Origin of the sequence: Undibacterium umbellatum (assembly GCF_014284125.1) — a bacterium.
In the GTDB taxonomy this organism is placed as follows: domain Bacteria; phylum Pseudomonadota; class Gammaproteobacteria; order Burkholderiales; family Burkholderiaceae_D; genus Undibacterium; species Undibacterium umbellatum.
Genome location: NZ_JACOFX010000013.1, coordinates 12,950 through 33,847, shown reverse-complemented (window position 1 = coordinate 33,847; position 20,898 = coordinate 12,950). Strand labels below are relative to the sequence as shown.

The following is a 20,898-nucleotide window of genomic DNA, read 5'->3' as shown; positions in this document are numbered from 1 at the left end:
ATTTCATCGTGCCCACCTTGCTTCTCGTTTTTTTGTTACGCAGGCTCCGCTTGCACAGCCGGATTTGTTGCTGCTGGCGTGGTCTTGGCAGGCCCATCAGTAATCAGTTTGCGCAAGACAGGGATCATGATGATGAGAAGGATGCCAACGCCAACACTGCCCCAGCCCAGCAAAGAGAAAATGTAGCTATAAGTTGGATTGGTGGAAGATGCCAAGCCTTCAGTCGCCTCAGGTATCAAGCCTGAGAAATGACTGGCTAGAATAGAAGCAGTGCCTGTCACCAGCATCCAGGTACCCATCATCACGCCTTGGTACTGACGTGGTGCAAGTTTGCCTATCATCGCATAACCGATAGGCGAAATCAGCAGTTCGGCGATACTTTGCAGGATGTAACTGATGAAAATCCATTTGAAAGCCACCATACCATTGCCAGCGGCGCCGGCTATGCCGATGGGAAGGACAAGGAAGCCAAGGCCGATAATGACCAGAGCGGCAGAGAACTGGCGTGGAATATCGATATTCCAGCCCTTGGCACGCAGCCTGTCGAACAGCATTGCCATCAGCGGGCCGCCAAACATGATGACGAAGCTATTGATATTTTGTATCCATTGCGGCGCCACTTCATAACCCCAGACCATGCGGTCTACATTGTTGACGGCAAATAGCTGCAAACCCATGGGGGCCATTTGATACAGCGTCCAGAATACCAGTGAACCCAATGTCAGCAAAACATAGGCTGTCATGTTATTGCGCTCGCGGCGCTCTTTATGAATGATGGTCAGAAAAATAAAGATGACGGCAATGGCAACGCTGACAATCATAACCAGATTTCCAGTCATCGCTGCACGATGCAGCATGAATTCAACCAACGGCACCAAGCCAATCATAACCGCCAGACCGACCACAAAACGTTTGCGGAACTGGCTGGCCGTAACATCCAGTAGCGTCGTATTCAAGTCACACAACCTGCGCCAGTTGGCTACTGACAGCACGATAGCAATGAAGTTACCTATGGTGGCAAAGATGAACAGGCTGGCATAGTCTTCCTGCAACTGGTAATAACCGGCAGCGGTGAAGCCGATGAAAAAGCCCAGGTTCATGCCTGCATAATTCCACAGGAATGCGCTTTCACGGCGGTTATCTTCTGGTTTGAAGCGCTGCGTCAGCATCAGGTTCAGACAAGTGACGTTCAAGCCACTGCCAGTCAGGAAAAAGGCCAGTCCCCAGTACAGCGTTGCTGAAGTGCCGGCAGAAATAGTCGCGCAGCCTATCACTTGCAGGATCATGCCGCCGACAAACAGATTGCGGTTACTGATAAAACGACCTGCCAGATAGCCTCCAAACAAATGCAGACCATAATTGAAAGCGCCAAATACTCCCATAATGGCCGTGGCATCCTTGACAGTGAAACCCAGCTTCTTGGTTGCATACAGCACCAGCGTGGAATACAGGATGGCAAAGCCCAGGGTGGCGAAAATCTGTATGAAAAACAGTGCGCCTGCGCCTTCGGGGACGGCGGCCAATCTTTGCTTGATTGTGGACAAGGTGGGCTCCAGAGTTGTGGTCTGGCAGGCATTGTAATGCAAAGAAAAGCCGAAAACTGGACAATTTGTATAGATAATTTCTATCAAACAGGAATAAGGCAAAATCATGCGAAAATGACTCATTGATAGGTTTGCCTCGCAGCCGAATAACAGGAAAACATACGAAACAATGGACAGCATAGATCTCGAAGTACTCAAAACCTGCGACGCCTGGATCAAGGCAGGGCAGTCCTGTGAACTGGTCACCGTCATCAAGACCTGGGGTTCCAGTCCAAGGCCGGAAGGCGCGACACTGGCTATAGCAGGCAACGGACAGGTAGTAGGTTCTGTCTCCGGCGGTTGCATAGAAGACGACTTGATAGAAAGAGTGCAGCGCGAAGGCATGCAGCGTCACTTGCCAGAAATCGTCACCTATGGGATTACTGCCGATGAAGCGCACCGTTTTGGCCTGCCCTGTGGTGGCACGATACAACTGGCGATAGAGCCATTGTCAGCGCGCAGCCAGCTCGATGCCTTGTTGCAGGGTTTGCAAAGACATGAATTGCTGGCCAGACGGCTGGATTTGCGAACAGGGGGAGTGACACTCGCAAAGGCAGATCCGGGCCAGCAATTACAGATTAGCGATGAAGCTTTAACTACCGTGCACGGTCCGCGCTGGCGCTTGCTCATCATCGGGGCGGGGCAGTTGTCGCGCTTTTTAGCCAGCATTGCAGTGGGCATGGATTACCAGGTTACAGTCTGCGACCCGCGTGAAGAATACCGCAGTGGCTGGCAAGTCGAGGGCGTGCAACTGGTGCATGTAATGCCCGACGACCTGGTATTGGACATGCAGCTCGATAGCCATAGTGCCGTGGTCGCCCTGACGCATGATCCCAAACTTGACGATCTGGCGCTGATGGAAGCCTTGAAGTCAGATGCTTTTTATGTTGGTGCGATAGGCTCGCGTATCAATAACGCCAAGCGCAGGGAGAGATTAAAGGAATTTGATCTCAACGACGAGCAACTGGCAAAACTCCATGGCCCCGTAGGTTTGTATATAGGCAGTAAGACCCCGGCAGAGATTGCCATTTCCATACTAGCGGAACTGACTGCTGTGAAGAACCATATTTCATTGCCAAATGAAGTAAGCGTAGAGCACGCCAAGTCTTTGCTTGCCTGAAAATCAAGGTGCGCTGTTTCCATCTGCATGTAGGAAGCCATAAAGATGTATTTACAATATATCTTTATGGGTTTATGATGTTACTGAAAATCAATGCAGACCGATTTTTATTTTAACGTCATTCCAAATTTCGATCTTTAAGATGTATTTAATATACATATTATTGGTAATTCACATCATGCAAAGGCAAAACATGTTAGACCAAACAAGCAGAGATCTAGTAAAAGCCACCGTGCCTGTTCTAAAAGAGCATGGCATCACGCTGACACGTCATTTTTACGCGCGCATGTTTGCGCATAATCCTGAGCTTAAACCTGTATTCAATCAGGGTAACCAGCAATCGGGCGGTCAGCAGCAGGCGCTGGCGATGGCCGTGCTCGCTTATGCTGAGCATATTGATGATCCCATGGTTTTGCTGCCGGTATTGACTTTGGTGGCCAACAAGCATGTCAGTGTAGGGATCAGGGCAGAGCATTACCCTATAGTCGGTCGGCATTTGCTGGCTTCGATAAAGGAAGTCCTGGGGACTGCTGCCAGTGACGACTTGATTGCTGCCTGGGCAGCAGCCTATGGTCAACTGGCCGACGTATTGACTGGCTTGGAAAACGACATTTATGGTCGGGCCGCACTGACCGAGGGAGGGTGGACAGGCTGGCGAGCATTCAAGGTCAGCGAGAAGATCGTTGAAAGTGAAGAGATCACTTCTTTTTATCTGCAACCGGCAGATGGCGGCAAAGTGCCAGTTTACAGACCAGGCCAGTACATTACCGTCAAGGTCTTTGTCCCAGTACTGGGCATGATGCAGCCGCGCCAGTACAGCCTGTCCGCTGCTCCGGGTAATGCCTATCTCCGCATTTCGGTTAAACGCGAAGCACAACTGGCAGAAAAACCAGCAGGTATGGTGTCGAATGTCTTGCATCGTGACATCAATGAAGGCGATATCCTGGAAGTGGCTCCGCCGATGGGTGATTATTTCCTGCACGAAGATCGTGATACACCAGTAGTCTTAATTAGTGCCGGAGTTGGTCTGACACCCAAGCTGTCCATGCTTGAGCATTTGACTGCGCGGAAGTCAGGCAGGGAGATACGTTTCCTGCATGCCTGTCGTCATGGCGGAGTGCATGCATTCAAGCACAGGGTGCGCGAACTGGCAAAAATGCAACCTCAGGTAAAATCCACGGTGTACTACGAAACCCCGCGTGCCAGTGATCAAAAAAATATCGACTACGATTACACGGGTCGACTAGACTTGGACAAAATCGCCGATCACGTGATTATGCCGCAAGCTGATTACTATGTTTGTGGACCACACGCCTTCATGCAGGCGCAAGTTGCCAGTCTGAAGTCGCTGGGAGTTGATGCCAGCCGCATACACAAGGAGGCATTTGGCAGCGGTGGTTTTGCCGATTGATGCTGGAATTTGCCAGACAGGTGCAGGCAAGGGAGTGCACCTGAATGAAGAAGAGAATACATAATGCAATTGACGCACTTCACTGACCTGGGCTTACGTGTCCTGATGTACCTGAGTCACCAGCACGGGGAAGCTCCGGTCACGATTACGGAAATTGCCGGCAAGTTTGAGATTTCGCGCAATCATCTGGTCAAGGTCGTCCATTTCCTGGGACAGCAAGGCTGGATCAGGACGACCAGAGGTAAGGGCGGTGGCCTGGCTCTGGCGCAGCCGACATCAAGCTATCGACTTGGCAGCATCATAAACACCCTTGAAGGCGGGACTGCCTTGATAGACTGTGCCGCGCCGCCTTGTGCTTTGCGCGGCAATTGTCAGTTGAAATCCATACTCGACACTGCCCTTGCGGGTTTTTACAGGCAGCTTGACCTTTATACGCTTAGCGATGTAGTGGCAGGCAAGACGCATGAGGCCATCGTCATGCTGCACCAGATAGGCATGCGCAGAATCCAGTAGCTGGCTGTATCGTCAAAAATTGCTGTATCTGTGATTATTTTTGCCTGGGAATTATGTCAGCATGGTGGTGAAGTTTTATTTTTTACCGCAAATAATGAAGTGAGCCGTCATGCGCCAATATGCATTTAGAATAGTCAACGTTTTTGCTGGGCAAACCTTGGCTGGTAACCCCTTGTGTGTTTTTGAAAATGCCAGCGGTATGTCTGATGAAGAAATGCAGGCCCTGGCATTGCAATTCAATTTGTCTGAAACGACCTTCATCCTGCCTTCCGAAGTTGCTACAGCCAGAATGCGCATATTTACGCCAGATACAGAAATGGCTTTTGCCGGCCACCCTAGCCTGGGCAGTGCCCATGTTGTGTCCGTCTTAAATCAGGGACGGCAGCATTTGAACCTGGAATGCAAGGGCGGTATCATCCCCTTGATATTCAATGACAATCGCTGGACCTTGACCACCCCGACCAAACCCGGGCCGCATGTGCAAGCCAGCAATCTGGCCATTGGCGACGTTGCTGCCATGTTGGGGCTGGACGAAGATGATATATTGTCTGTGCCGGTATGGGTGAACACGGGTAGCCGGCAATTGCTGGTGCCGCTCAAATCCTCAGCGGCCGTGGGGCGAGCGCAGCCAGATGCGGCGAAACTGTCCCTTTGGCCCGCCAATCAACTGGGACGTAAGTCTGCCTATGTATTTGCACCGGATGCCACAAATGATGTCGGAACTGGACGCAGCGAGATAAAAGTGCGCTATTTCTTCGCCAGACAAGGGGGAGGTTTTGCCGAAGACCCGGGTACTGGTTCTGCCTGTGCCAACCTGGGGGCCTGGTTGGTAGAGCAGGGTCATGCACTGCCAGCCAGTCTGGTGGTCAACCAGGGTGAATATGTCAGGCGGCCATGTCAGCTTTATCTTGATATTGATGTTGACAAAAAAATACATGTAGGTGGCAATGTAATAGAAATCGCGCAGGGGACGCTGCAAATTTAGGTCCCTTTGACTGAACTTGTCAGGTATCTGGCGCATGTCACTCAATGGATGCATCATAAATCCTTGATAAATCGACAGAATGCACAGGAAGAAAGGGCGTAAATCCTTTAAAATAGCGACTTCATTCATTTGCACTGAAAAACCAGCGGCCCGACGTTCTTGTGTCTTTGGCCCGGTTCAGGATATTCCCCTATGAGCATGTCTACTACCCAGGAAATCGTTGCCGAATTGCGCGCTGGGCGCATGGTGATACTGGTTGATGAAGAAGATAGAGAAAACGAAGGCGACTTGATCATGGCCGCCGAGTTTGTCACTCCAGAAGCCATCAATTTCATGGCCAAGTTTGGCCGTGGCCTGATTTGCCTGACTCTGACAGAAGAGCGTTGTGACCAGTTGAACCTGGCCATGATGACAAGCCGCAACGGCACTTCTTTTGGCACCAACTTCACCGTATCAATAGAAGCGGCTGAAGGAGTAACCACTGGCATTTCCGCTGCAGACCGCGCCCGCACGGTACAAGTTGCTGTTGACAAGAAGTCCACTGCTGCTGACATCGTCCAGCCTGGTCATATTTTCCCTCTGAAGGCGCAAAGAGGCGGTGTCCTCATGCGTGCAGGTCATACTGAGGCCGGTTGCGACCTGGCAGAGCTGGCAGGACTGACCCCGGCATCAGTGATTTGCGAAATCATGAAGGACGATGGCACCATGGCTCGATTGCCTGATCTGATCGAGTTCGCCCAAGAACATGATATGAAGATAGGGACGATTGCCGACCTGATTCATTACCGTAGCCAGACAGAGAGCATCGTTGATCGTGTGGCCGAACGTGAAATGCATACCGTGCATGGCAGCTTCAAGGCGCTGGTTTATCGCGATAAGCCTAGTGGCTCCGCCCACTTGGCGCTGGTACATGGCGATATCACTCGCGAAAAAGAAGCACTGGTGCGTGTGCATCAGCCGGTATCCATCATTGATTTGCTGGAAAGCCAGGCCACTACGCATTCATGGAATGTCGCTGCGGCTATGGCGGCTATCAAGAAATCGGAATCCGGCGTGATCGTCTTGCTCAATTGCGAAGAAACTGCCGAGCAGATGTTTGACCAGTTCAAAGCACTCGATACGCCAGAAACCAGGCCAACAGGCCGTGCCGCACGCATGGACTTGCGCAATTACGGCATAGGTGCACAGATTTTGAAGGATGTTGGCGTGGGCAAGATGAAATTGCTGGCCAATCCACGTAAGATGCCGTCCATGACAGGATTTAATCTCGAAGTTGTTGGTTATCTCGATAAGCCGTGCGTAGACAAATAATGATGGGAGTGCCGGGCTGTAGCAGAGTCGCCAGCGGTCTTTTTTGTGTACTTCCACCACTCACATTACATTAGGCGCGAAAAGCGCAAGAAAGAATATTATGACAGTTGGACATTACGAAGCAAATCTGGATGGCGCAGGCGTACGCGTAGGTATCGTACAGGCGCGTTTCAATGACAATATCGGCAAGGGCTTGCTGGATGCTTGCCTGGCTGAATTGTCACTGCTGGGTGTACTCAATGAAGACATTCTGCACGTCACAGTGCCGGGCGCACTGGAAGTGCCGCTGGCTTTGCAAAAACTGGCAGAGACCAATCAATTCGATGCCCTGATCGCTCTGGGCGCAGTTATCCGTGGTGAAACCTACCACTTTGAACTGGTGTCGAATGAATCTGGCGCAGGCATCACCCGCGTTGGCCTGGACGCCGGAATCCCTATCGCCAATGCCATCCTGACCACAGAGAATGACGAACAGGCCGAAGTGCGCATGCAGGAAAAAGGCCGTGATGCCGCCCGCGTTGCCGTAGAAATGGCCAACCTGACTCTGGCCCTCGAAGAATTGGCAGAAGCCACAGAAGATGTGCACTATGATGCCTGATCGTCTTGTCCAGGCTTGAGCTTGAATTTAAGCCTGAACCATGATCACCCAGCTTTAAATTAGGTAAGTTAAGTAAGATACGGTAAGAGAAGATATGAATAATAAAACACTACACGCCAATCCCAGCAAGAACCGTTCGCCACGCCACCGTGCGCGCGAATTTGCCTTGCAGGGCATGTACCAATGGCTGCTGAATAATGAAGATTCTGGTGCAATTGAAGCCCATATCCGTGAAGCTCACGGTTTTGAGAAGGCTGACAGAGAACATTTTGATTCCCTGTTGCACGGTGCTATCAAACAATCCATAGAATTGCGCCAGCAAATTGCTCCCCTGATCGATCGTACCATTGCTGAATTGTCACCTATCGAGCATGCCGCCTTGCTGATTGGTGCCTATGAATTGAAGAATCACATAGAAATCCCTTACCGCGTTGTTATCAATGAAGCGGTCGAGCTGACCAAGTCCTTTGGTGGACTCGATGGTCACAAGTATGTCAATGGCGTACTCGACAAACTGGCAGCAAAGCTGCGTGCGACTGAGGTTGCAGCAGGTAAGTAAGGTACTGACCAAGTTACTGACCATATTTGTAAAAGCATCTACCGCCTTATTTTGAAAGATAAATAAGGCGGTTTTTTTCAGCCTGTGTTTTTAGGAAGTGCCATGCATCAAAATCTCGCAGCAAGACTGGACAATATTGCCCCTTTCCACGTGATGGAACTCATGAAAATGGCGGCGGAACTGGAACAGCAGGGGCGCCATCTGATACATATGGGTATAGGCGAACCAGACTTTACGGCGCCGCAAGCGGTGATTGATGCAGCCGCAAAGGCCATGGCGGCCGGGCGTTTGCAATATACCTCGGCTCTGGGTTTGCCAGCATTGCGCACGGCGATATCGCAGCATTATCGTGATGTGTTTGGCCTTGAAGTGGCAGCTTCCCGCATTATCGTGACGGCAGGTGCATCGGCAGCTTTGTTGCTAGCTTGTGCTGCCCTGGTCGAGCCGGGCAGGGAAGTGCTGATGCCTGATCCTTGCTATCCCTGCAACCGCCATTTTGTTGCTGCATTTGAGGGAAGGGCAAAACTCATCGCCAGTGGACCGGACCACCGTTTTCAATTGACAGAAGAAATCGTCCGCCAGCAATGGGATGAGCGCAGCAGTGGTGTTTTGCTGGCATCGCCATCGAATCCTACTGGCACTTCCATAGAGCATGAAGAACTGGGCAAAATCGTTGCAACCGTCAAGGAACTGGGTGGCTTCAGCATTGTTGATGAGATTTATCAGGGACTGACTTATGATGGGTCGCCATTTTCTGCCTTGTCGCTGGATGAAGATGTGGTCGTCATCAATAGTTTCAGCAAGTATTTCAATATGACAGGCTGGCGTCTTGGCTGGCTGGTGGTGCCAGAGCGTATTGTGCCTGCACTCGAAAAGTTGGCGCAAAACCTGTTCATTTGCCCGTCTTCGATTGCGCAGTATGCGGCGCTGGCTTGCTTTGAGCCTGCGACTATGAGCATTTATGAAGAGCGCAGGGCAGAATTTAAGCGTCGCCGCGACTACATCGTGCCTGCATTGCGCGAACTGGGTTTTGGTATCCCCGTCATGCCGGATGGCGCATTCTATGTCTATGCCGACTGTTCCAGGTTTACCGACGATGCAGATGCCTTTGCCAAACAGGTATTGAATGAAGCAGGTGTAGTAATCGTGCCTGGCCTGGATTTTGGCCCGGCGACTGCGACATCGTATGTGCGGCTGTCATATGCCAATTCATTTGAGAATTTGCAAGAGGCTGTTGCTCGGCTGAAGAAATTTCTGGCGAACAAATAACCGTGGTCAAGAATTGAAAAAGCCGCCGGATCAAAAAAGATCAGGCGGCTTTTTTAAAGAGCAGGTTTACAGTGCTGCGACCTGGTCTTTTTTCGGTTCTACTGTCAGTCTGGCTTCTGTTGCCTCAGGCTTGAGTGTTGGAGCCGCTTCAATTGGGCGGGCTTGTACGGGGGCAGGTGCCGGGGCGCTGCTAAAGAAGGTAGGTACGTTCTTACCAGCAGAGACATCTTTCAGGCGCTTGTATTCATTCAATACACGTGCGCCATAACCAGAGTCAGTGTCGGCATCGGCTGCGCCTACATACATCTTCAGACCGGCTTCAACAGAACCGCCGCGAGTGACATAGTCTTTCAGGATCAGGGCACCAACACGGATATTGGCAACCGGATTCAGGGCAGCTTTCACGCCTCCAAGGTCCTGGAACTTGTCGTGATGTACTTTGGACATGACTTGCATCAGGCCTTGCGCTCCTACCGGGCTTTCCGCGAAAGGATTCAAGCCGGATTCTATCGCCATGACGGACAGTATCAGTAAAGGATCAATCTTGATTTCTTTGGCTGTCAGGTAAGCGGCGGATACCAGCATATTGGTTGCATCAGTAGCCACACGGTAGCGCTTGGCCAGCCAGGTAGTTACCCATTGTTGCTGACGGGTGTTGCCCAGCATTTTTGCTTCTTCTTCAGATGCTTGCAAGTTCGCATCAGAATTGGTCTGACCGGGTGCCTTCATCAAATGTGCAAGATCAGGTGCTGGTACAGTCGCTACGGCTTCTGCTGGAGTTTCTTCGTCAACTTCAGCATAGGGGGACAAATCTTTGAATTTGTCAGTGAGTTCGGGTTTGACAAACATCATGACCAGAACAGTCATGGCGATGACACCAGCGAGTGTGAGCAGGTTGCGCAGGGTGGTGAATAAACCACTGCTTGTATCACGCGCTACCATGGAGAGCGCTTTGCGCGTATCCGTTGAAGAAAAACTACTTTGTTGTACAGCTAAAATAAAACGTTGAAACATGTTACCTCCTGAATTTTCGCGACGCGACATCCACCTTTATTCAAAGTCAAATGCAAACAGCTAATCTACGAATCAGAAACATCGTCTTCGTCACAAGTGTGATCGCAAGACGCCGGAGTCGTTTGTCAAATCAGATCAGTCAGACCTGGTCATGGTGTGTCCAGTGACAAACAACTATTTTCGGGTTAAGGCAGACGCCTTTTGAAAACAATCCTTACAATGTTATGTTGGGGCCCGATCCCCGTGAATGATGTTACCGTGTGGCGAAACTTTCTTTGCATCGAAAGTGGCGGAAGTCATTAACCTCTTCATCAAGTTGAGCGAATTGTAGGGGCGGTTTTATATCAAGTCAACACTATCAAACGAGAAGTTGATTACTTTTATGTCTAATGAATTGTGCTGCAATGCAGCAAAGTTGAATAAAATCAAGCACTTGGCAGAATTTGCTAGTGCGACTAGTGCAGAGATACGAAAAAGCGAAAAATGATGAAATATTCTGATTTGAGAGATTTTATTTCTCAACTGCAAGAAAAAGACGAGCTAAAACGGGTGGACTTGCCTGTTTCACCACATCTTGAAATGACAGAGATTTGCGACCGCACTTTGCGTTCTGAAGGTCCGGCTCTTTTATTCACCAAACCTGTTGGCCATACCATACCAGTGCTGGGTAATTTATTTGGCACGACACGTCGCGTAGCACTTGGCATGGGCGCAGAAAACCTGAGCGAATTGCGGCAGATAGGCCATGTCTTATCAGCGCTAAAAGAACCAGAACCACCCAAGGGTTTTAAAGAGATGCTGGGCATGGGATCATTGGTGAAAGCTGTCTGGGACATGTCACCTAAAGAGCTGCGTGGTGCCAAATGCCAGGAAATAGTCTGGGAAGGTAATGACGTCGATCTTGCCCGTTTACCGATACAGCATTGCTGGCCAGGCGACGTCGCACCCTTGATCACCTGGGGCCTGGTGATTACCAAAGGCCCCAATAAGAAACGCCAGAATCTGGGTATCTATAGACAGCAAGTATTGGGTCGCAATAAAGTCATTATGCGCTGGCTGGCACATCGTGGCGGTGCGCTGGATTTTCGTGAACATGGCATCGTCAATAAGGGCAAACCTTATCCTATCGCCGTTGCACTTGGTGCAGATCCGGCCACTATATTAGGTGCAGTAACACCAGTGCCAGACAGTTTATCTGAATACCAGTTTGCCGGTCTCTTGCGTGGCAGTCGTACTGAATTGGTGAAGGCGATCGGTAGCGAATTGCGCGTACCCGCATCAGCAGAAATCGTGCTGGAAGGGCATATTTATCCAGATGAAAATCATCCTAGCGGCTATGAACATGCGCTGGAAGGTCCGTATGGTGATCACACCGGTTATTACAACGAGAAAGACTGGTTCCCGGTCTTCACCATAGACCGTATCACCATGCGCCGCGATCCTATTTATCACTCTACGTATACAGGGAAGCCACCAGATGAGCCAGCGATACTTGGTGTGGCGCTGAACGAAGTTTTCATCCCATTATTGCAAAAACAGTTCAGTGAAATTACCGACTTCTACCTCCCGCCGGAAGGCTGTAGTTATCGCATGGCCGTTGTGCAAATGAAAAAGGCCTACGCCGGTCATGCCAAGCGCGTCATGTTTGGTGTCTGGAGTTTTTTGCGGCAGTTCATGTACACCAAGTTCATCATCGTCGTCGATGAAGATGTCAATATCCGCGACTGGAAAGAAGTCATCTGGGCGATCACTACCCGTGTTGATCCCTTGCGCGATACCACGCTGGTCGACAACACGCCGATTGATTACCTGGACTTTGCTTCACCGGTCAGTGGCCTGGGTAGCAAGATGGGCATAGATGCGACCAATAAATGGCCTGGCGAGACCAGCCGTGAGTGGGGCACTACCATAGAAATGACGCCAGAAGTAAAGGCGAAAGTAGATCAAATCTGGCAAGAGTTGGGTTTGTAAATTACATCCTTGTAGTTATCAATTTTTTTGCATGTATATATATGAGTGTTTCCACAAATTGGGATTACCCGCAACCATTCATGCGGTCAGTGAAGCCGCAGGGAAGTGATATCGATGGTTTGAATCACACTAACAATGCAGTCTATGTACGCTGGTGCGAAGAAGTCGCATGGGGGCATTCTGAAGCGCTGGGATTGAATCTGGCAGATTACCATCGCCTCGACCACGCCATGGCGATCAGACGTGGTGAATATGATTATGTCTTGCCAACCTTGCTCGGTGAATCGTTGACGCTGGCAACCTGGTTGTTTGCCAGCGACGGTAAACTCACCATGGACAGGCGTTTTCAATTGATACGTGATAGCGACGGTGCCACGGTACTCAGGGGGCGCTGGGATTTAGTATGCATAGAGCTTAGCAGTGGTCGCGCACGTCGCATGCCGGCAGAATTTTGCGACATCTATTTACCGGCAGTGGTTGCAGCAGTCTAACTTACGACTGTATGGACGTTGATAACTCCGCACGCCGGATGTAGAGTTTGGATGTGTTGGTGTCAGACTACGTTTTTTCCTTAAGGCGATCTCCCTCGCAAGACAGTGTGGTTTATTCAAGTACAATCAATCACCCACACTTATTGCTTCTCCCCATATGAAACGCCCGCGTTTTTTACCCGATAATATGACTTTGCTGTTGTTTGGTGTGGTCGCACTGGCCAGCCTGTTTCCTGCGCGCGGGGTGATCGCATCAGGCTTCGATCATTTGTCGGTAGGCATGATCGCATTGCTATTCTTCATGCACGGTGCCAAGTTGTCGCGCCAGGCTGTGCTGGCCGGCATTACCCATTGGCGTTTGCATTTGCTGGTCATGGTATGTACATTCGCCATCTTCCCTCTGATGGGTGTGGCCTTGAAGCCATTGCTCCTGTTTCTGGTGACGCCTGAATTATACATAGGCATACTTTTTCTATGTGTATTGCCGTCAACGGTACAATCTTCAATCGCATTTACTTCAGTCGCCCGCGGTAATGTACCTGCGGCGGTCTGTAGTGCCTCGGCCAGTAATATGTTGGGGATATTCCTGACGCCTTTGCTGGTCAGCCTGCTTATGGTCGCACATGGTGAGACTCATTCCTCACTGGACGCAATGTTTAAAATTGTTTGTCAATTATTATTGCCGTTTGTCGCGGGACAGATTGCCAGGCCCTGGTTGCTGGCCTGGCTGGAAAAATATGCCGTCACGCTGAAGATGGTGGACCAGAGTTCGATTTTGCTGGTCGTGTATGTTGCTTTCAGTGAGGCGGTCGTGCAAGGCTTATGGCAACAACTACCGCCTTTGATGCTGGCAAGTTTATTGGGCATCAGCGCCCTGATGCTGGCAATTATTATGGTATTGACGACTGTCATCAGCCGCCGTTTGGGATTTAGCAAGGAAGATGAAATCACCATCGTATTTTGTGGCTCCAAGAAAAGTCTGGCCAGTGGTGTACCCATGGCCAAAGTTTTATTTGCCAGCCATGCTGTTGGTATGGTCTTATTGCCATTAATGTTGTTTCATCAGTTACAGTTAATGGTCTGTGCCATCATGGCGCAACATTACGCCAAAAGATAAGGAGTCAGACATGCCTCGTTTTGCTGCCAATCTCAGCATGATGTATACCGAGTTTGCTTTTCTTGATCGTTTTGCCGCTGCAGCGAAAGATGGTTTCAAGGCGGTTGAGTATCTGTTCCCCTATGAGTACCCGGCTACAGAGTTGCGTGATTTGTTGAATGCACATGGATTGGAGCAAGTCCTGTTCAATACTGCCCCTGGTAACTGGGCGTTGGGGGAGCGCGGGATTGCCTCCTTGCCCGGTCGTGAAGAAGAGTTCAAGCAAGCCTTCAGTACCTCGCTTGACTATGCACGAGTGTTGGGTAACCGTCATTTGCATGTCATGGCTGGATTGATACAGCCTGAACAAGACAGGGAAAAGCACAGGGCTGTGTATTTGCGTAATCTTGCCTATGCTGCCTTGCTGGCTGCCAGAGAGGGCATAACGATTGTTATTGAACCTATTAATGCCCGCGACATACCCGGTTATTTTTTGAACAGGCAAGATGAGGCGCAAGAGATTTGCCTGGAGATAGGCGTAGAGAATTTGCGTGTGCAATTTGACATCTATCATTGCCAGATAGTCGAGGGTGATGTCGCGATCAAGCTGCGCCGCGATATGTCGCGCCTGCATGCTGGTATTGGCCATATACAGATAGCTGGTGTGCCGGACAGACATGAACCTGATCTTGGGGAAGTGAATTACCCTTATCTATTTGATTTGATTGATGAGCTGGGCTATCAAGGCTGGATAGGCTGTGAGTATAGGCCGCGCGCGGGTACTTCAGAGGGCTTATCCTGGGTAAGGCACTGGTTGAAATGAATTTGTAGCTTAATAAAAAAGCAGTCATCACGACTGCTTTTTGTATGTCAGAAAGAACGCCGGATTCTTATTCTTCGCCTACCTGCAATATCAGTTTGCCAAAGTTTTTGCCTTCAAACAGCATCATCAGGGTATCAGGGAAGGTTTCTATGCCCTTGACGATATCTTCACGAGTCTGGAATTTTCCTTCAGCCATCCATTTACCCATTTCAGCGACTGCTTCGCCGTAGCGGGCAGCGTAGTCAAATACCACGATACCTTCCATGCGGGCGCGGTTCACCAGCAGCGAGAGGTAGTTGGCCGGGCCTTTGACGGGAGTAGTGTTGTTGTACTGGGAGATCGCGCCGCAAATAATGATGCGTGCTTTCAGATTGATACGGGTAAGTACGGTGTCAAGAATATCACCGCCGACATTATCAAAATAAATATCTACGCCATTCGGGCAGTGTTCTTTCAAGCCATCTTTAACGGAGCCGGATTTGTAATCTATGCAGGCATCAAAGCCCAGTTCCTTAACGACGAAATCGCATTTATCCTTGCCACCGGCAATGCCAACGACGCGGCAACCTTTTTGTTTGGCGACCTGGCCTACAGTCTGGCCAACTGCACCGGCTGCGCCGGATACCACCACTGTTTCACCAGCTTTAGGCTGGCCAACATCGAGCAAACCAAAATAAGCTGTCATGCCAGGCATGCCCAGCGCATTCATGAATTTTGGCAGAGGGGCGAGTTTTGGGCTGACCTTGTAAAAGCCCGCCGTTTTGTCATCTGCCGCACCTACCCAGTATTGCTGCACACCTGTGCCACCAGAGACATAATCACCGACAGCAAATTTTGGGGACTTTGAAGCAATCACCTTACCTATGCCACCAGCACGCATGACTTCATTGATGGCAACCGGGCGGATGTAGGATTTGCCTTCATTCATCCAGCCGCGCATTGCAGGGTCCAGCGAGATATAGATGGTTTGTACGATGATTTCACCGTCTGTGATATCACGTACTTCTTCTGTCGTAAAGTTCCAGTCGCTATGCTTGGGGTTGCCGACAGGGCGAGCGGCGAGGCGGTATTGTTGATTGCTGAGTGTGCTCATGTTGTCTCCAGAATGTTGTACTTGGGATGCTGCTGTCTGAACCAATTTTTTATGGGTGGGGCTGCCAGAAGAACGACTATACACTAATTAGAACGATCGTGCTTTTTGTTATGATTATTTAATTGAAGCCGGATTCTATGAATTATGCGACTGATCATGCGACAATACGCGGTTAATTTTTAAGCTTTGCAATCAATTCAACGAATTTAATTTGTTTCTGGCCATGGAAAACAGTACATCCTGGCCTATACACAGACATCATGAGCATACGACCAGAATATATCCTGACTTTATCCTGTCCCGATCAGCGCGGCATTGTGCATAGCGTATCGGGCTTCCTGGCCAACCATGGCTGTAATATTATCGATTCTGCCCAGTTTGGCGATGCACAATCTGCAACTTTTTTCATGCGCGTGCATTTTGCGGTAGAAGATTCCAGCGTCAGCGACAGTGCCTTGCGTGAAGAATTTGCAGCTTTGGGTGCGAATATGCAAATGAACTGGCAATTGCATGATGCCCATCACAAGCCACGCGTGATGCTGATGGTATCCAAAATTGGCCATTGCCTGAATGATTTGCTGTTCCGCTACAAGAGCGGTCTGCTGCCTGTAGAAATCAAGGCCATCGTCTCGAACCACACCGACTTTTATCAACTGGCGGCCAGCTACAATATTCCTTTCCACCATCTGCCACTGGCAGCGGGTGCACCGGCAGAAGCCAAGCAGGCGCAGGAGCAAAAGGTATTGGATATTGTTGCCAGCAATGATATTGAACTGGTGGTTCTGGCGCGCTACATGCAGATATTGTCGCCGCAACTATGTGATGCCCTGAAAGGCAAGGCGATTAATATCCACCATTCTTTCCTGCCCAGCTTCAAGGGGGCAAAACCTTATTATCAGGCGCATGAACGTGGCGTCAAACTGATAGGTGCTACCGCTCATTTTGTGACTGGTGATCTGGACGAAGGCCCGATTATTGAACAGGATGTGGAGCGTGTAGATCATTCCATGGAGCCAGAAACCCTGACAGCCATAGGCCGCGATGTGGAATGCGTGGTGCTGGCGCGTGCCGTCAAATGCTTTGTTGAACATCGCATTTTGTTGAATGGCCATAAAACGGTGGTGTTCAAGTAATGGCACTCAAATCCATCATTTATAAAGCCGACTTGAATATCTCTGATATGGACCGCGGCTATTACGCCGACCATAGTCTGACGATTGCCCGTCATCCATCTGAGACCGATGAGCGCATGATGATACGTGTGCTGGCTTTCGCCATCCATGCGGCTGAACGCCTGGAATTTGGTAAAGGCATATCCGATACAGAAGAGCCTGATATCTGGCTCAAGGATTACACCGACGCCATACAGCTGTGGATAGAAGTGGGCCAGCCGGACGACCGACGTTTGTTAAAGGCTTGCGGCCGTTCAGAGCAAGTCATCGCCTACAGTTTTGCCAGTGCCAGTGATATCTGGTGGAAGGCAATGAATAGCCGCCTTGATCGTGCCAAGAATTTGCGCGTCATGAACGTGCCTTCAGAGCAAAGCCAGGCACTGGAAAAACTCGCGCAACGCAATATGCAATTACAATGCACGATACAGGATGGACAAATCTGGATGTCAGCCGGAGACGCCTCCGTGCAAATTGACCTGGAAACGCTGAAAGATTTTGCCTAATTTGTCGTTGGTGATACTTGTGCTGTCTGTGTTGCCTCTGCCCACTGTATGGGGGCAGGCAGTGCAGAGGCACTGAATTCCAGGTGCAACACTCGCCGCTGACCGGCATTCAATGCTTTGTCAGAAGCGTGGAGAAGCAAGGGCTTCATCAACAAGACATCGCCTTCCTGCATTGTGCAGGCGTGCATGTCAGCTTGCGCCACATTGTCGACATTAGCGCCTAGTTGCCTGCCCATGAGTTTGCCGTGGCGATGACTGCCAGCCAGCACTTTCAATGCAGCATTCTCATGATTGGCGGCATCCATGGCGATGCGCAATGTCAGCATCTGATCCAATACATCAGTCGGCGGTTCGACATGATGTACGCCATTTTTTAGCGTCCATTTGCTATACCCAGCCAGTTCTGTTTTGTGATTCACGCAAATAGTCATATCTTGATGCCAGGGGACCAACCAGTTATGCGCCGCATTTTTATTGAAGAACAGGCTGCGCACAGGTTTTGCTGCAGACATTCCGGCAGCATTCAGGACTGATTGAATTTTCTGCCATGGCAGTGACTGAGCTATATTTGGTTGGATTTGCAACACTTGGCGCACGCCGTATTCATTGGTGATGGGCTGACAGGCCTGCTCTAACTGGGCAAGTTCAGCCTGATCAAGAAACCCGCGCAAGATGAAAAAACCCTGGCTTGCCAGGGTTGCTGCGATGCTTTGATCGATGCCTATTGTCTCGTTCATTTTCCCTGCAAGACTTTTTCTAGCCACTGACTGATGTCAGTAAGCTCCTCTTTGCAGACTTGATGTGCCATCAGATATTCATGCCAGTCTACCTGGTAGCCTGCTGCAAGTAAAAGATCGCGCGATTCTTTGGCGCGCTGAATTTGAATAACGTCGTCCACTTGGCCGTGCGCCTGAAAGATGGGTGTTCCGGTATTCGCTTCGTGGCGTTCTTCTGCAAGGAAATTACGCAGTGGCAGATAGCCTGACAGGCAGAGCAAGCCTGCCAGTTTTTCAGGGTAGCGCAGGCCGGTTTGCAAGGTCATGGCACAGCCTTGCGAGAAACCCGCGAGAATAATGTGATCTGATGGAATGCCGCGCGCATTTTCCCTGGCAATCAATTGTTCAATGCGCTTTTGTGATGCGCGCAAGCCGTTTTCATCTTCACGTGCAGCCAAGTCTTTACCAAGAATGTCATACCATGCACGCATGACATAACGATCGTAAAAAGTGATAGGCATCGTCGGTGCAGTTGGGAAGATAAACCGTATGCCAGGACAGTTTTGCAAATCGAGTTCCCTGACTATCGACAGAAAATCATTGCCGTCAGCACCCAGGCCATGCATCCAGATGATGGAAACGCTAGGGTTCGGTGCAGTTTCTCTTTCTACAGTCGCTAAAATGTCTTGAGTCATGATGGTCTTCGGGAGGATGAAAAATAAGTAGTCAGTTTGATGGTTAGCACCAGGAAGCTGCACGGTAGCCAGACTGTCAATAATTCAGATTGTATTACACGCCAGCCACGCTCAGTCAGAAAGCGACTTAGGCCGATTGGCGAGACTTTGATGAATTGCCAGGGGAAGAAATAGCGTTCCTCCGTCAGCGGCCAGAAAAATCCTACACCTTCTCCACCTGTCGTCAGTGCATCCAGCAGGCCGTGTGAGATGGTGGCAAAGGCAATGAACAGCCAGCAAACCAGGGCAGAACTACGCAAGCGTGTATGAAAGATGCTGGCGAGGCTGGCGAGCAGCATGGCAAACACGATGGAGTGGCTGAAGCCACGGTGACCAAAGGCCGAGTCATAGGCAATGCCGAGTTTGAACGCAACGACATCCAAATCAGGCAGGATTGCTGCCAGCATGCCAGTTATGATAAGAGGCCAAGGCAGGCGTTTTTGACCCAGGATCAGACCCACAGTAAGTGGCACAACAGGATGCGTCAGTATGGTCGCCATCGCAATCGGGGTTTGCCGTTCAGGCAGATGGATTTTTGGCGCGTATCGCGTTCTTAGGGCGGAAAACCTTGCAGATACTGTCATCCGTTTCTATATACGGTCCGCCTATCAAGTCTATGCAATACGGTACTGCTGCAAAAATACCAGCGACGACTTGCTTACCTTCTGCATCCTTCAAGCCTTCCAGGGTTTCCTTGATGGATTTGGGCTGGCCTGGCAGGTTTAAAATCAATGCAGCGTGATTTGCTGTTTCGCGTACCACGGCAACCTGGCGTGACAGGATGGCAGTCGGTACAAACTGTAGGCTGATCTGGCGCATCTGTTCGCCAAAACCTGGCATTTCCTTTGTCGCGACTGCCAGCGTGGCTTCTGGCGTGACATCGCGTCGGGATGGACCTGTGCCACCCGTGGTGATGACAAGGTGGCATTGCTCTTCATCCACCAGGGCAATCAAAGCCTGTTCTATAGCTGCACTTTCATCCGGGATCAGGCGTGTCACCATTTCCCAAGGGCTGGCGAGAGCCTTGCCAAACCATTCCTGCAAGGCGGGCAAGCCCTGATCCTGATAAATGCCGGCAGAGGCACGGTCTGAGATTGATACCAGGCCTATCTTGAGTTTTTCGCCATTTGCTACCGTCATTTGTTCGGACTCACTTGTCATCAAACTCATCGTCTTCTTCATCGAGGTCTGCGTCATCCGCTTCGTCCGCATTGGCTGCAGCTTTGGATTTTTGCAAATCTTTCAAAATCTGGAAGATTTCACGATAAGCCTTGGGCGGCTTGTTCTCTGCCTGTTCTTTACGGGCATTGCGTATCATGGTGCGCAATTGCTGTACGTCGAGTTGAGGGTGTTCTGCCATCAGCTCTGTCAGGGCATTGTCGTCTGCCAGCAATTTGTCGCGGCGACGCTCCAGCGCATGCATGGCGGCAGTTTCAGACTTGGACGCGCCTTTCCAGCTGTCGATGGTTTTCTGGATCAGGGCAATCTCTGCTTCATCCAGGGTACGCATTTTTTTGCCTACATATTGCATCTGGCGGCGGCGCCCTTCATGGTCCTTGATTTGCTGGCAAATCAGGATGGCTTCACGCACATCTTCTGGCATCGGTACGCGCTTGACACGTTCACGCGCCTGCTCGACCAATTCTTGCCCCAATTTCTGCAGGGCGGTCATTTCGCGCTTCAACTGGGATTTTGATGGGCGGTCGTATTCTGGTTCGAACTCACTGGACTGATAGCCACATGAGCCGCGATTTGGATTTGGCATAATTCTGCGCCTTTACTATTAACTTAATGAAACGGCTGCTATGATACCCTTTTTAGCTTGGAATTACCTAAAATCAAGCTGCGATTGACCCATAATTGACCCATATATGGTGTGAATCAAGGTAAATAATTAGGATAGTTCCCTTTGGCCATTTCGCCATTTGGCATTGAC

At 50.2% G+C, this 20,898-nt stretch carries 22 protein-coding genes; 14 read left to right on the top strand and 8 right to left on the bottom strand.

The genetic code is table 11. The annotated features are described in order from the left end of the window. Positions 1-35 precede the first annotated feature (35 nt). Positions 36-1,544, bottom strand: a complete 1,509-nt coding sequence (locus H8L47_RS20390; protein WP_222616621.1) for a peptide MFS transporter — start codon at positions 1,542-1,544, stop codon at positions 36-38. Positions 1,545-1,713: 169 nt separating this feature from the next. On the opposite strand from H8L47_RS20390, the gene H8L47_RS20385 reads away from it, so the two are divergent. The 8 genes from H8L47_RS20385 to H8L47_RS20350 all read left to right on the top strand — a co-directional run bounded on the left by H8L47_RS20385 (position 1,714) and on the right by H8L47_RS20350 (position 9,349). Beyond that, positions 1,714-2,703 (top strand): XdhC family protein, encoded by a 990-nt coding sequence (locus tag H8L47_RS20385; protein ID WP_186955445.1) that lies wholly within the window; start codon positions 1,714-1,716, stop codon positions 2,701-2,703. 193 nt (positions 2,704-2,896) lie between these two features. Then, positions 2,897-4,114: an NO-inducible flavohemoprotein gene (gene hmpA / locus H8L47_RS20380; protein ID WP_186955444.1), complete on the top strand. Its 1,218-nt coding sequence runs from the start codon at positions 2,897-2,899 to the stop codon at positions 4,112-4,114. A gap of 63 nt (positions 4,115-4,177) precedes the next feature. Then, complete coding sequence (locus tag H8L47_RS20375) at positions 4,178-4,627, top strand: RrF2 family transcriptional regulator (protein WP_186955443.1); 450 nt, start codon at positions 4,178-4,180, stop codon at positions 4,625-4,627. Positions 4,628-4,736: 109 nt separating this feature from the next. Next, on the top strand, positions 4,737-5,612 hold the full coding sequence (locus H8L47_RS20370; RefSeq protein WP_186955442.1) for a PhzF family phenazine biosynthesis protein: 876 nt from the start codon (positions 4,737-4,739) through the stop codon (positions 5,610-5,612). Positions 5,613-5,804: 192 nt separating this feature from the next. Next, complete coding sequence (gene ribBA, locus H8L47_RS20365; RefSeq protein ID WP_186955441.1) at positions 5,805-6,923, top strand: bifunctional 3,4-dihydroxy-2-butanone-4-phosphate synthase/GTP cyclohydrolase II; 1,119 nt, start codon at positions 5,805-5,807, stop codon at positions 6,921-6,923. A gap of 100 nt (positions 6,924-7,023) precedes the next feature. Next, positions 7,024-7,521 (top strand): 6,7-dimethyl-8-ribityllumazine synthase, encoded by a 498-nt coding sequence (gene ribH, locus H8L47_RS20360; protein WP_110253023.1) that lies wholly within the window; start codon positions 7,024-7,026, stop codon positions 7,519-7,521. A gap of 94 nt (positions 7,522-7,615) precedes the next feature. Next, positions 7,616-8,080, top strand: a complete 465-nt coding sequence (gene nusB, locus H8L47_RS20355) for a transcription antitermination factor NusB (RefSeq protein ID WP_186955440.1) — start codon at positions 7,616-7,618, stop codon at positions 8,078-8,080. Positions 8,081-8,182: 102 nt separating this feature from the next. Continuing rightward, positions 8,183-9,349 (top strand): pyridoxal phosphate-dependent aminotransferase, encoded by a 1,167-nt coding sequence (locus H8L47_RS20350; RefSeq protein ID WP_186955439.1) that lies wholly within the window; start codon positions 8,183-8,185, stop codon positions 9,347-9,349. Between the two features lie 66 nt (positions 9,350-9,415). Here the strand turns inward: H8L47_RS20350 and H8L47_RS20345 are convergent, their stop codons facing one another. Beyond that, entirely contained in the window at positions 9,416-10,363 is a 948-nt protein-coding gene (locus H8L47_RS20345; RefSeq protein ID WP_408057725.1) for a transglycosylase SLT domain-containing protein, read from the bottom strand. Between the two features lie 486 nt (positions 10,364-10,849). Between H8L47_RS20345 and ubiD the strand changes: the two genes are divergently transcribed. The 4 genes from ubiD (at position 10,850) to otnI (ending at position 14,744) form a co-directional block, all read left to right on the top strand. Further along, positions 10,850-12,334, top strand: coding sequence for a 4-hydroxy-3-polyprenylbenzoate decarboxylase (ubiD, locus tag H8L47_RS20340; RefSeq protein WP_186955559.1), 1,485 nt, complete (start codon positions 10,850-10,852; stop codon positions 12,332-12,334). Positions 12,335-12,375: 41 nt separating this feature from the next. Next, positions 12,376-12,825 (top strand): acyl-CoA thioesterase, encoded by a 450-nt coding sequence (locus tag H8L47_RS20335; protein ID WP_186955438.1) that lies wholly within the window; start codon positions 12,376-12,378, stop codon positions 12,823-12,825. Between the two features lie 157 nt (positions 12,826-12,982). Then, positions 12,983-13,942, top strand: a complete 960-nt coding sequence (locus H8L47_RS20330) for a bile acid:sodium symporter family protein (RefSeq protein ID WP_186955437.1) — start codon at positions 12,983-12,985, stop codon at positions 13,940-13,942. 10 nt (positions 13,943-13,952) lie between these two features. Continuing rightward, positions 13,953-14,744, top strand: a complete 792-nt coding sequence (gene otnI, locus H8L47_RS20325) for a 2-oxo-tetronate isomerase (protein WP_186955436.1) — start codon at positions 13,953-13,955, stop codon at positions 14,742-14,744. Between the two features lie 67 nt (positions 14,745-14,811). On the opposite strand, the gene H8L47_RS20320 is transcribed toward otnI, so the two are convergent. Next, a complete protein-coding gene (locus H8L47_RS20320; RefSeq protein WP_186955435.1) occupies positions 14,812-15,837 on the bottom strand; it encodes an NADP-dependent oxidoreductase in 1,026 nt (341 codons plus the stop codon). A gap of 260 nt (positions 15,838-16,097) precedes the next feature. Between H8L47_RS20320 and purU the strand changes: the two genes are divergently transcribed. After that, the gene (gene purU / locus H8L47_RS20315; protein WP_186955434.1) at positions 16,098-16,970 is read left to right on the top strand and encodes a formyltetrahydrofolate deformylase; all 873 of its coding nucleotides are present in this window, start codon (positions 16,098-16,100) and stop codon (positions 16,968-16,970) included. Then, positions 16,970-17,512, top strand: coding sequence for a YaeQ family protein (locus H8L47_RS20310; protein ID WP_186955433.1), 543 nt, complete (start codon positions 16,970-16,972; stop codon positions 17,510-17,512). Before purU ends, H8L47_RS20310 begins: the two co-directional genes overlap by 1 nt. On the opposite strand, the gene H8L47_RS20305 is transcribed toward H8L47_RS20310, so the two are convergent. The 5 genes from H8L47_RS20305 to yjgA are packed head-to-tail and all read right to left on the bottom strand — an operon-like array spanning position 17,509 to position 20,727. Then, entirely contained in the window at positions 17,509-18,249 is a 741-nt protein-coding gene (locus tag H8L47_RS20305; RefSeq protein ID WP_186955432.1) for a phytanoyl-CoA dioxygenase family protein, read from the bottom strand. The genes H8L47_RS20310 and H8L47_RS20305 overlap by 4 nt on opposite strands. Beyond that, positions 18,246-18,923, bottom strand: coding sequence for an alpha/beta hydrolase (locus H8L47_RS20300; RefSeq protein WP_186955431.1), 678 nt, complete (start codon positions 18,921-18,923; stop codon positions 18,246-18,248). The genes H8L47_RS20305 and H8L47_RS20300 overlap by 4 nt, the downstream gene beginning before the upstream one ends. After that, complete coding sequence (locus H8L47_RS20295) at positions 18,920-19,462, bottom strand: metal-dependent hydrolase (protein ID WP_186955430.1); 543 nt, start codon at positions 19,460-19,462, stop codon at positions 18,920-18,922. The genes H8L47_RS20300 and H8L47_RS20295 overlap by 4 nt, the downstream gene beginning before the upstream one ends. A gap of 19 nt (positions 19,463-19,481) precedes the next feature. Then, positions 19,482-20,132 (bottom strand): molybdopterin adenylyltransferase, encoded by a 651-nt coding sequence (gene mog, locus H8L47_RS20290; RefSeq protein WP_408057724.1) that lies wholly within the window; start codon positions 20,130-20,132, stop codon positions 19,482-19,484. Continuing rightward, positions 20,113-20,727: a ribosome biogenesis factor YjgA gene (yjgA, locus tag H8L47_RS20285; protein WP_186955429.1), complete on the bottom strand. Its 615-nt coding sequence runs from the start codon at positions 20,725-20,727 to the stop codon at positions 20,113-20,115. Before yjgA ends, mog begins: the two co-directional genes overlap by 20 nt. Positions 20,728-20,898 lie beyond the last annotated feature (171 nt).

Bases quoted from the DNA above. Each gene is read 5' to 3' on its own strand.
- H8L47_RS20350 (WP_186955439.1), top strand. From the start codon at position 8,183: ATGCATCAAAATCTCGCAGCAAGACTGGACAATATTGCCCCTTTCCAC.
- H8L47_RS20375 (WP_186955443.1), top strand. From the start codon at position 4,178: ATGCAATTGACGCACTTCACTGACCTGGGCTTACGTGTCCTGATGTAC.
- purU (WP_186955434.1), top strand. From the start codon at position 16,098: ATGAGCATACGACCAGAATATATCCTGACTTTATCCTGTCCCGATCAG.
- ribBA (WP_186955441.1), top strand. From the start codon at position 5,805: ATGAGCATGTCTACTACCCAGGAAATCGTTGCCGAATTGCGCGCTGGG.
- H8L47_RS20335 (WP_186955438.1), top strand. From the start codon at position 12,376: ATGAGTGTTTCCACAAATTGGGATTACCCGCAACCATTCATGCGGTCA.
- H8L47_RS20295 (WP_186955430.1), bottom strand. From the start codon at position 19,462: ATGGCGACCATACTGACGCATCCTGTTGTGCCACTTACTGTGGGTCTG.
- H8L47_RS20320 (WP_186955435.1), bottom strand. From the start codon at position 15,837: ATGAGCACACTCAGCAATCAACAATACCGCCTCGCCGCTCGCCCTGTC.
- H8L47_RS20305 (WP_186955432.1), bottom strand. From the start codon at position 18,249: ATGAACGAGACAATAGGCATCGATCAAAGCATCGCAGCAACCCTGGCA.
- otnI (WP_186955436.1), top strand. From the start codon at position 13,953: ATGCCTCGTTTTGCTGCCAATCTCAGCATGATGTATACCGAGTTTGCT.
- mog (WP_408057724.1), bottom strand. From the start codon at position 20,132: ATGAGTTTGATGACAAGTGAGTCCGAACAAATGACGGTAGCAAATGGC.
- yjgA (WP_186955429.1), bottom strand. From the start codon at position 20,727: ATGCCAAATCCAAATCGCGGCTCATGTGGCTATCAGTCCAGTGAGTTC.
- hmpA (WP_186955444.1), top strand. From the start codon at position 2,897: ATGTTAGACCAAACAAGCAGAGATCTAGTAAAAGCCACCGTGCCTGTT.
- H8L47_RS20385 (WP_186955445.1), top strand. From the start codon at position 1,714: ATGGACAGCATAGATCTCGAAGTACTCAAAACCTGCGACGCCTGGATC.
- H8L47_RS20330 (WP_186955437.1), top strand. From the start codon at position 12,983: ATGAAACGCCCGCGTTTTTTACCCGATAATATGACTTTGCTGTTGTTT.
- H8L47_RS20310 (WP_186955433.1), top strand. From the start codon at position 16,970: ATGGCACTCAAATCCATCATTTATAAAGCCGACTTGAATATCTCTGAT.
- nusB (WP_186955440.1), top strand. From the start codon at position 7,616: ATGAATAATAAAACACTACACGCCAATCCCAGCAAGAACCGTTCGCCA.
- H8L47_RS20345 (WP_408057725.1), bottom strand. From the start codon at position 10,363: ATGTTTCAACGTTTTATTTTAGCTGTACAACAAAGTAGTTTTTCTTCA.
- ribH (WP_110253023.1), top strand. From the start codon at position 7,024: ATGACAGTTGGACATTACGAAGCAAATCTGGATGGCGCAGGCGTACGC.
- ubiD (WP_186955559.1), top strand. From the start codon at position 10,850: ATGAAATATTCTGATTTGAGAGATTTTATTTCTCAACTGCAAGAAAAA.
- H8L47_RS20370 (WP_186955442.1), top strand. From the start codon at position 4,737: ATGCGCCAATATGCATTTAGAATAGTCAACGTTTTTGCTGGGCAAACC.
- H8L47_RS20300 (WP_186955431.1), bottom strand. From the start codon at position 18,923: ATGACTCAAGACATTTTAGCGACTGTAGAAAGAGAAACTGCACCGAAC.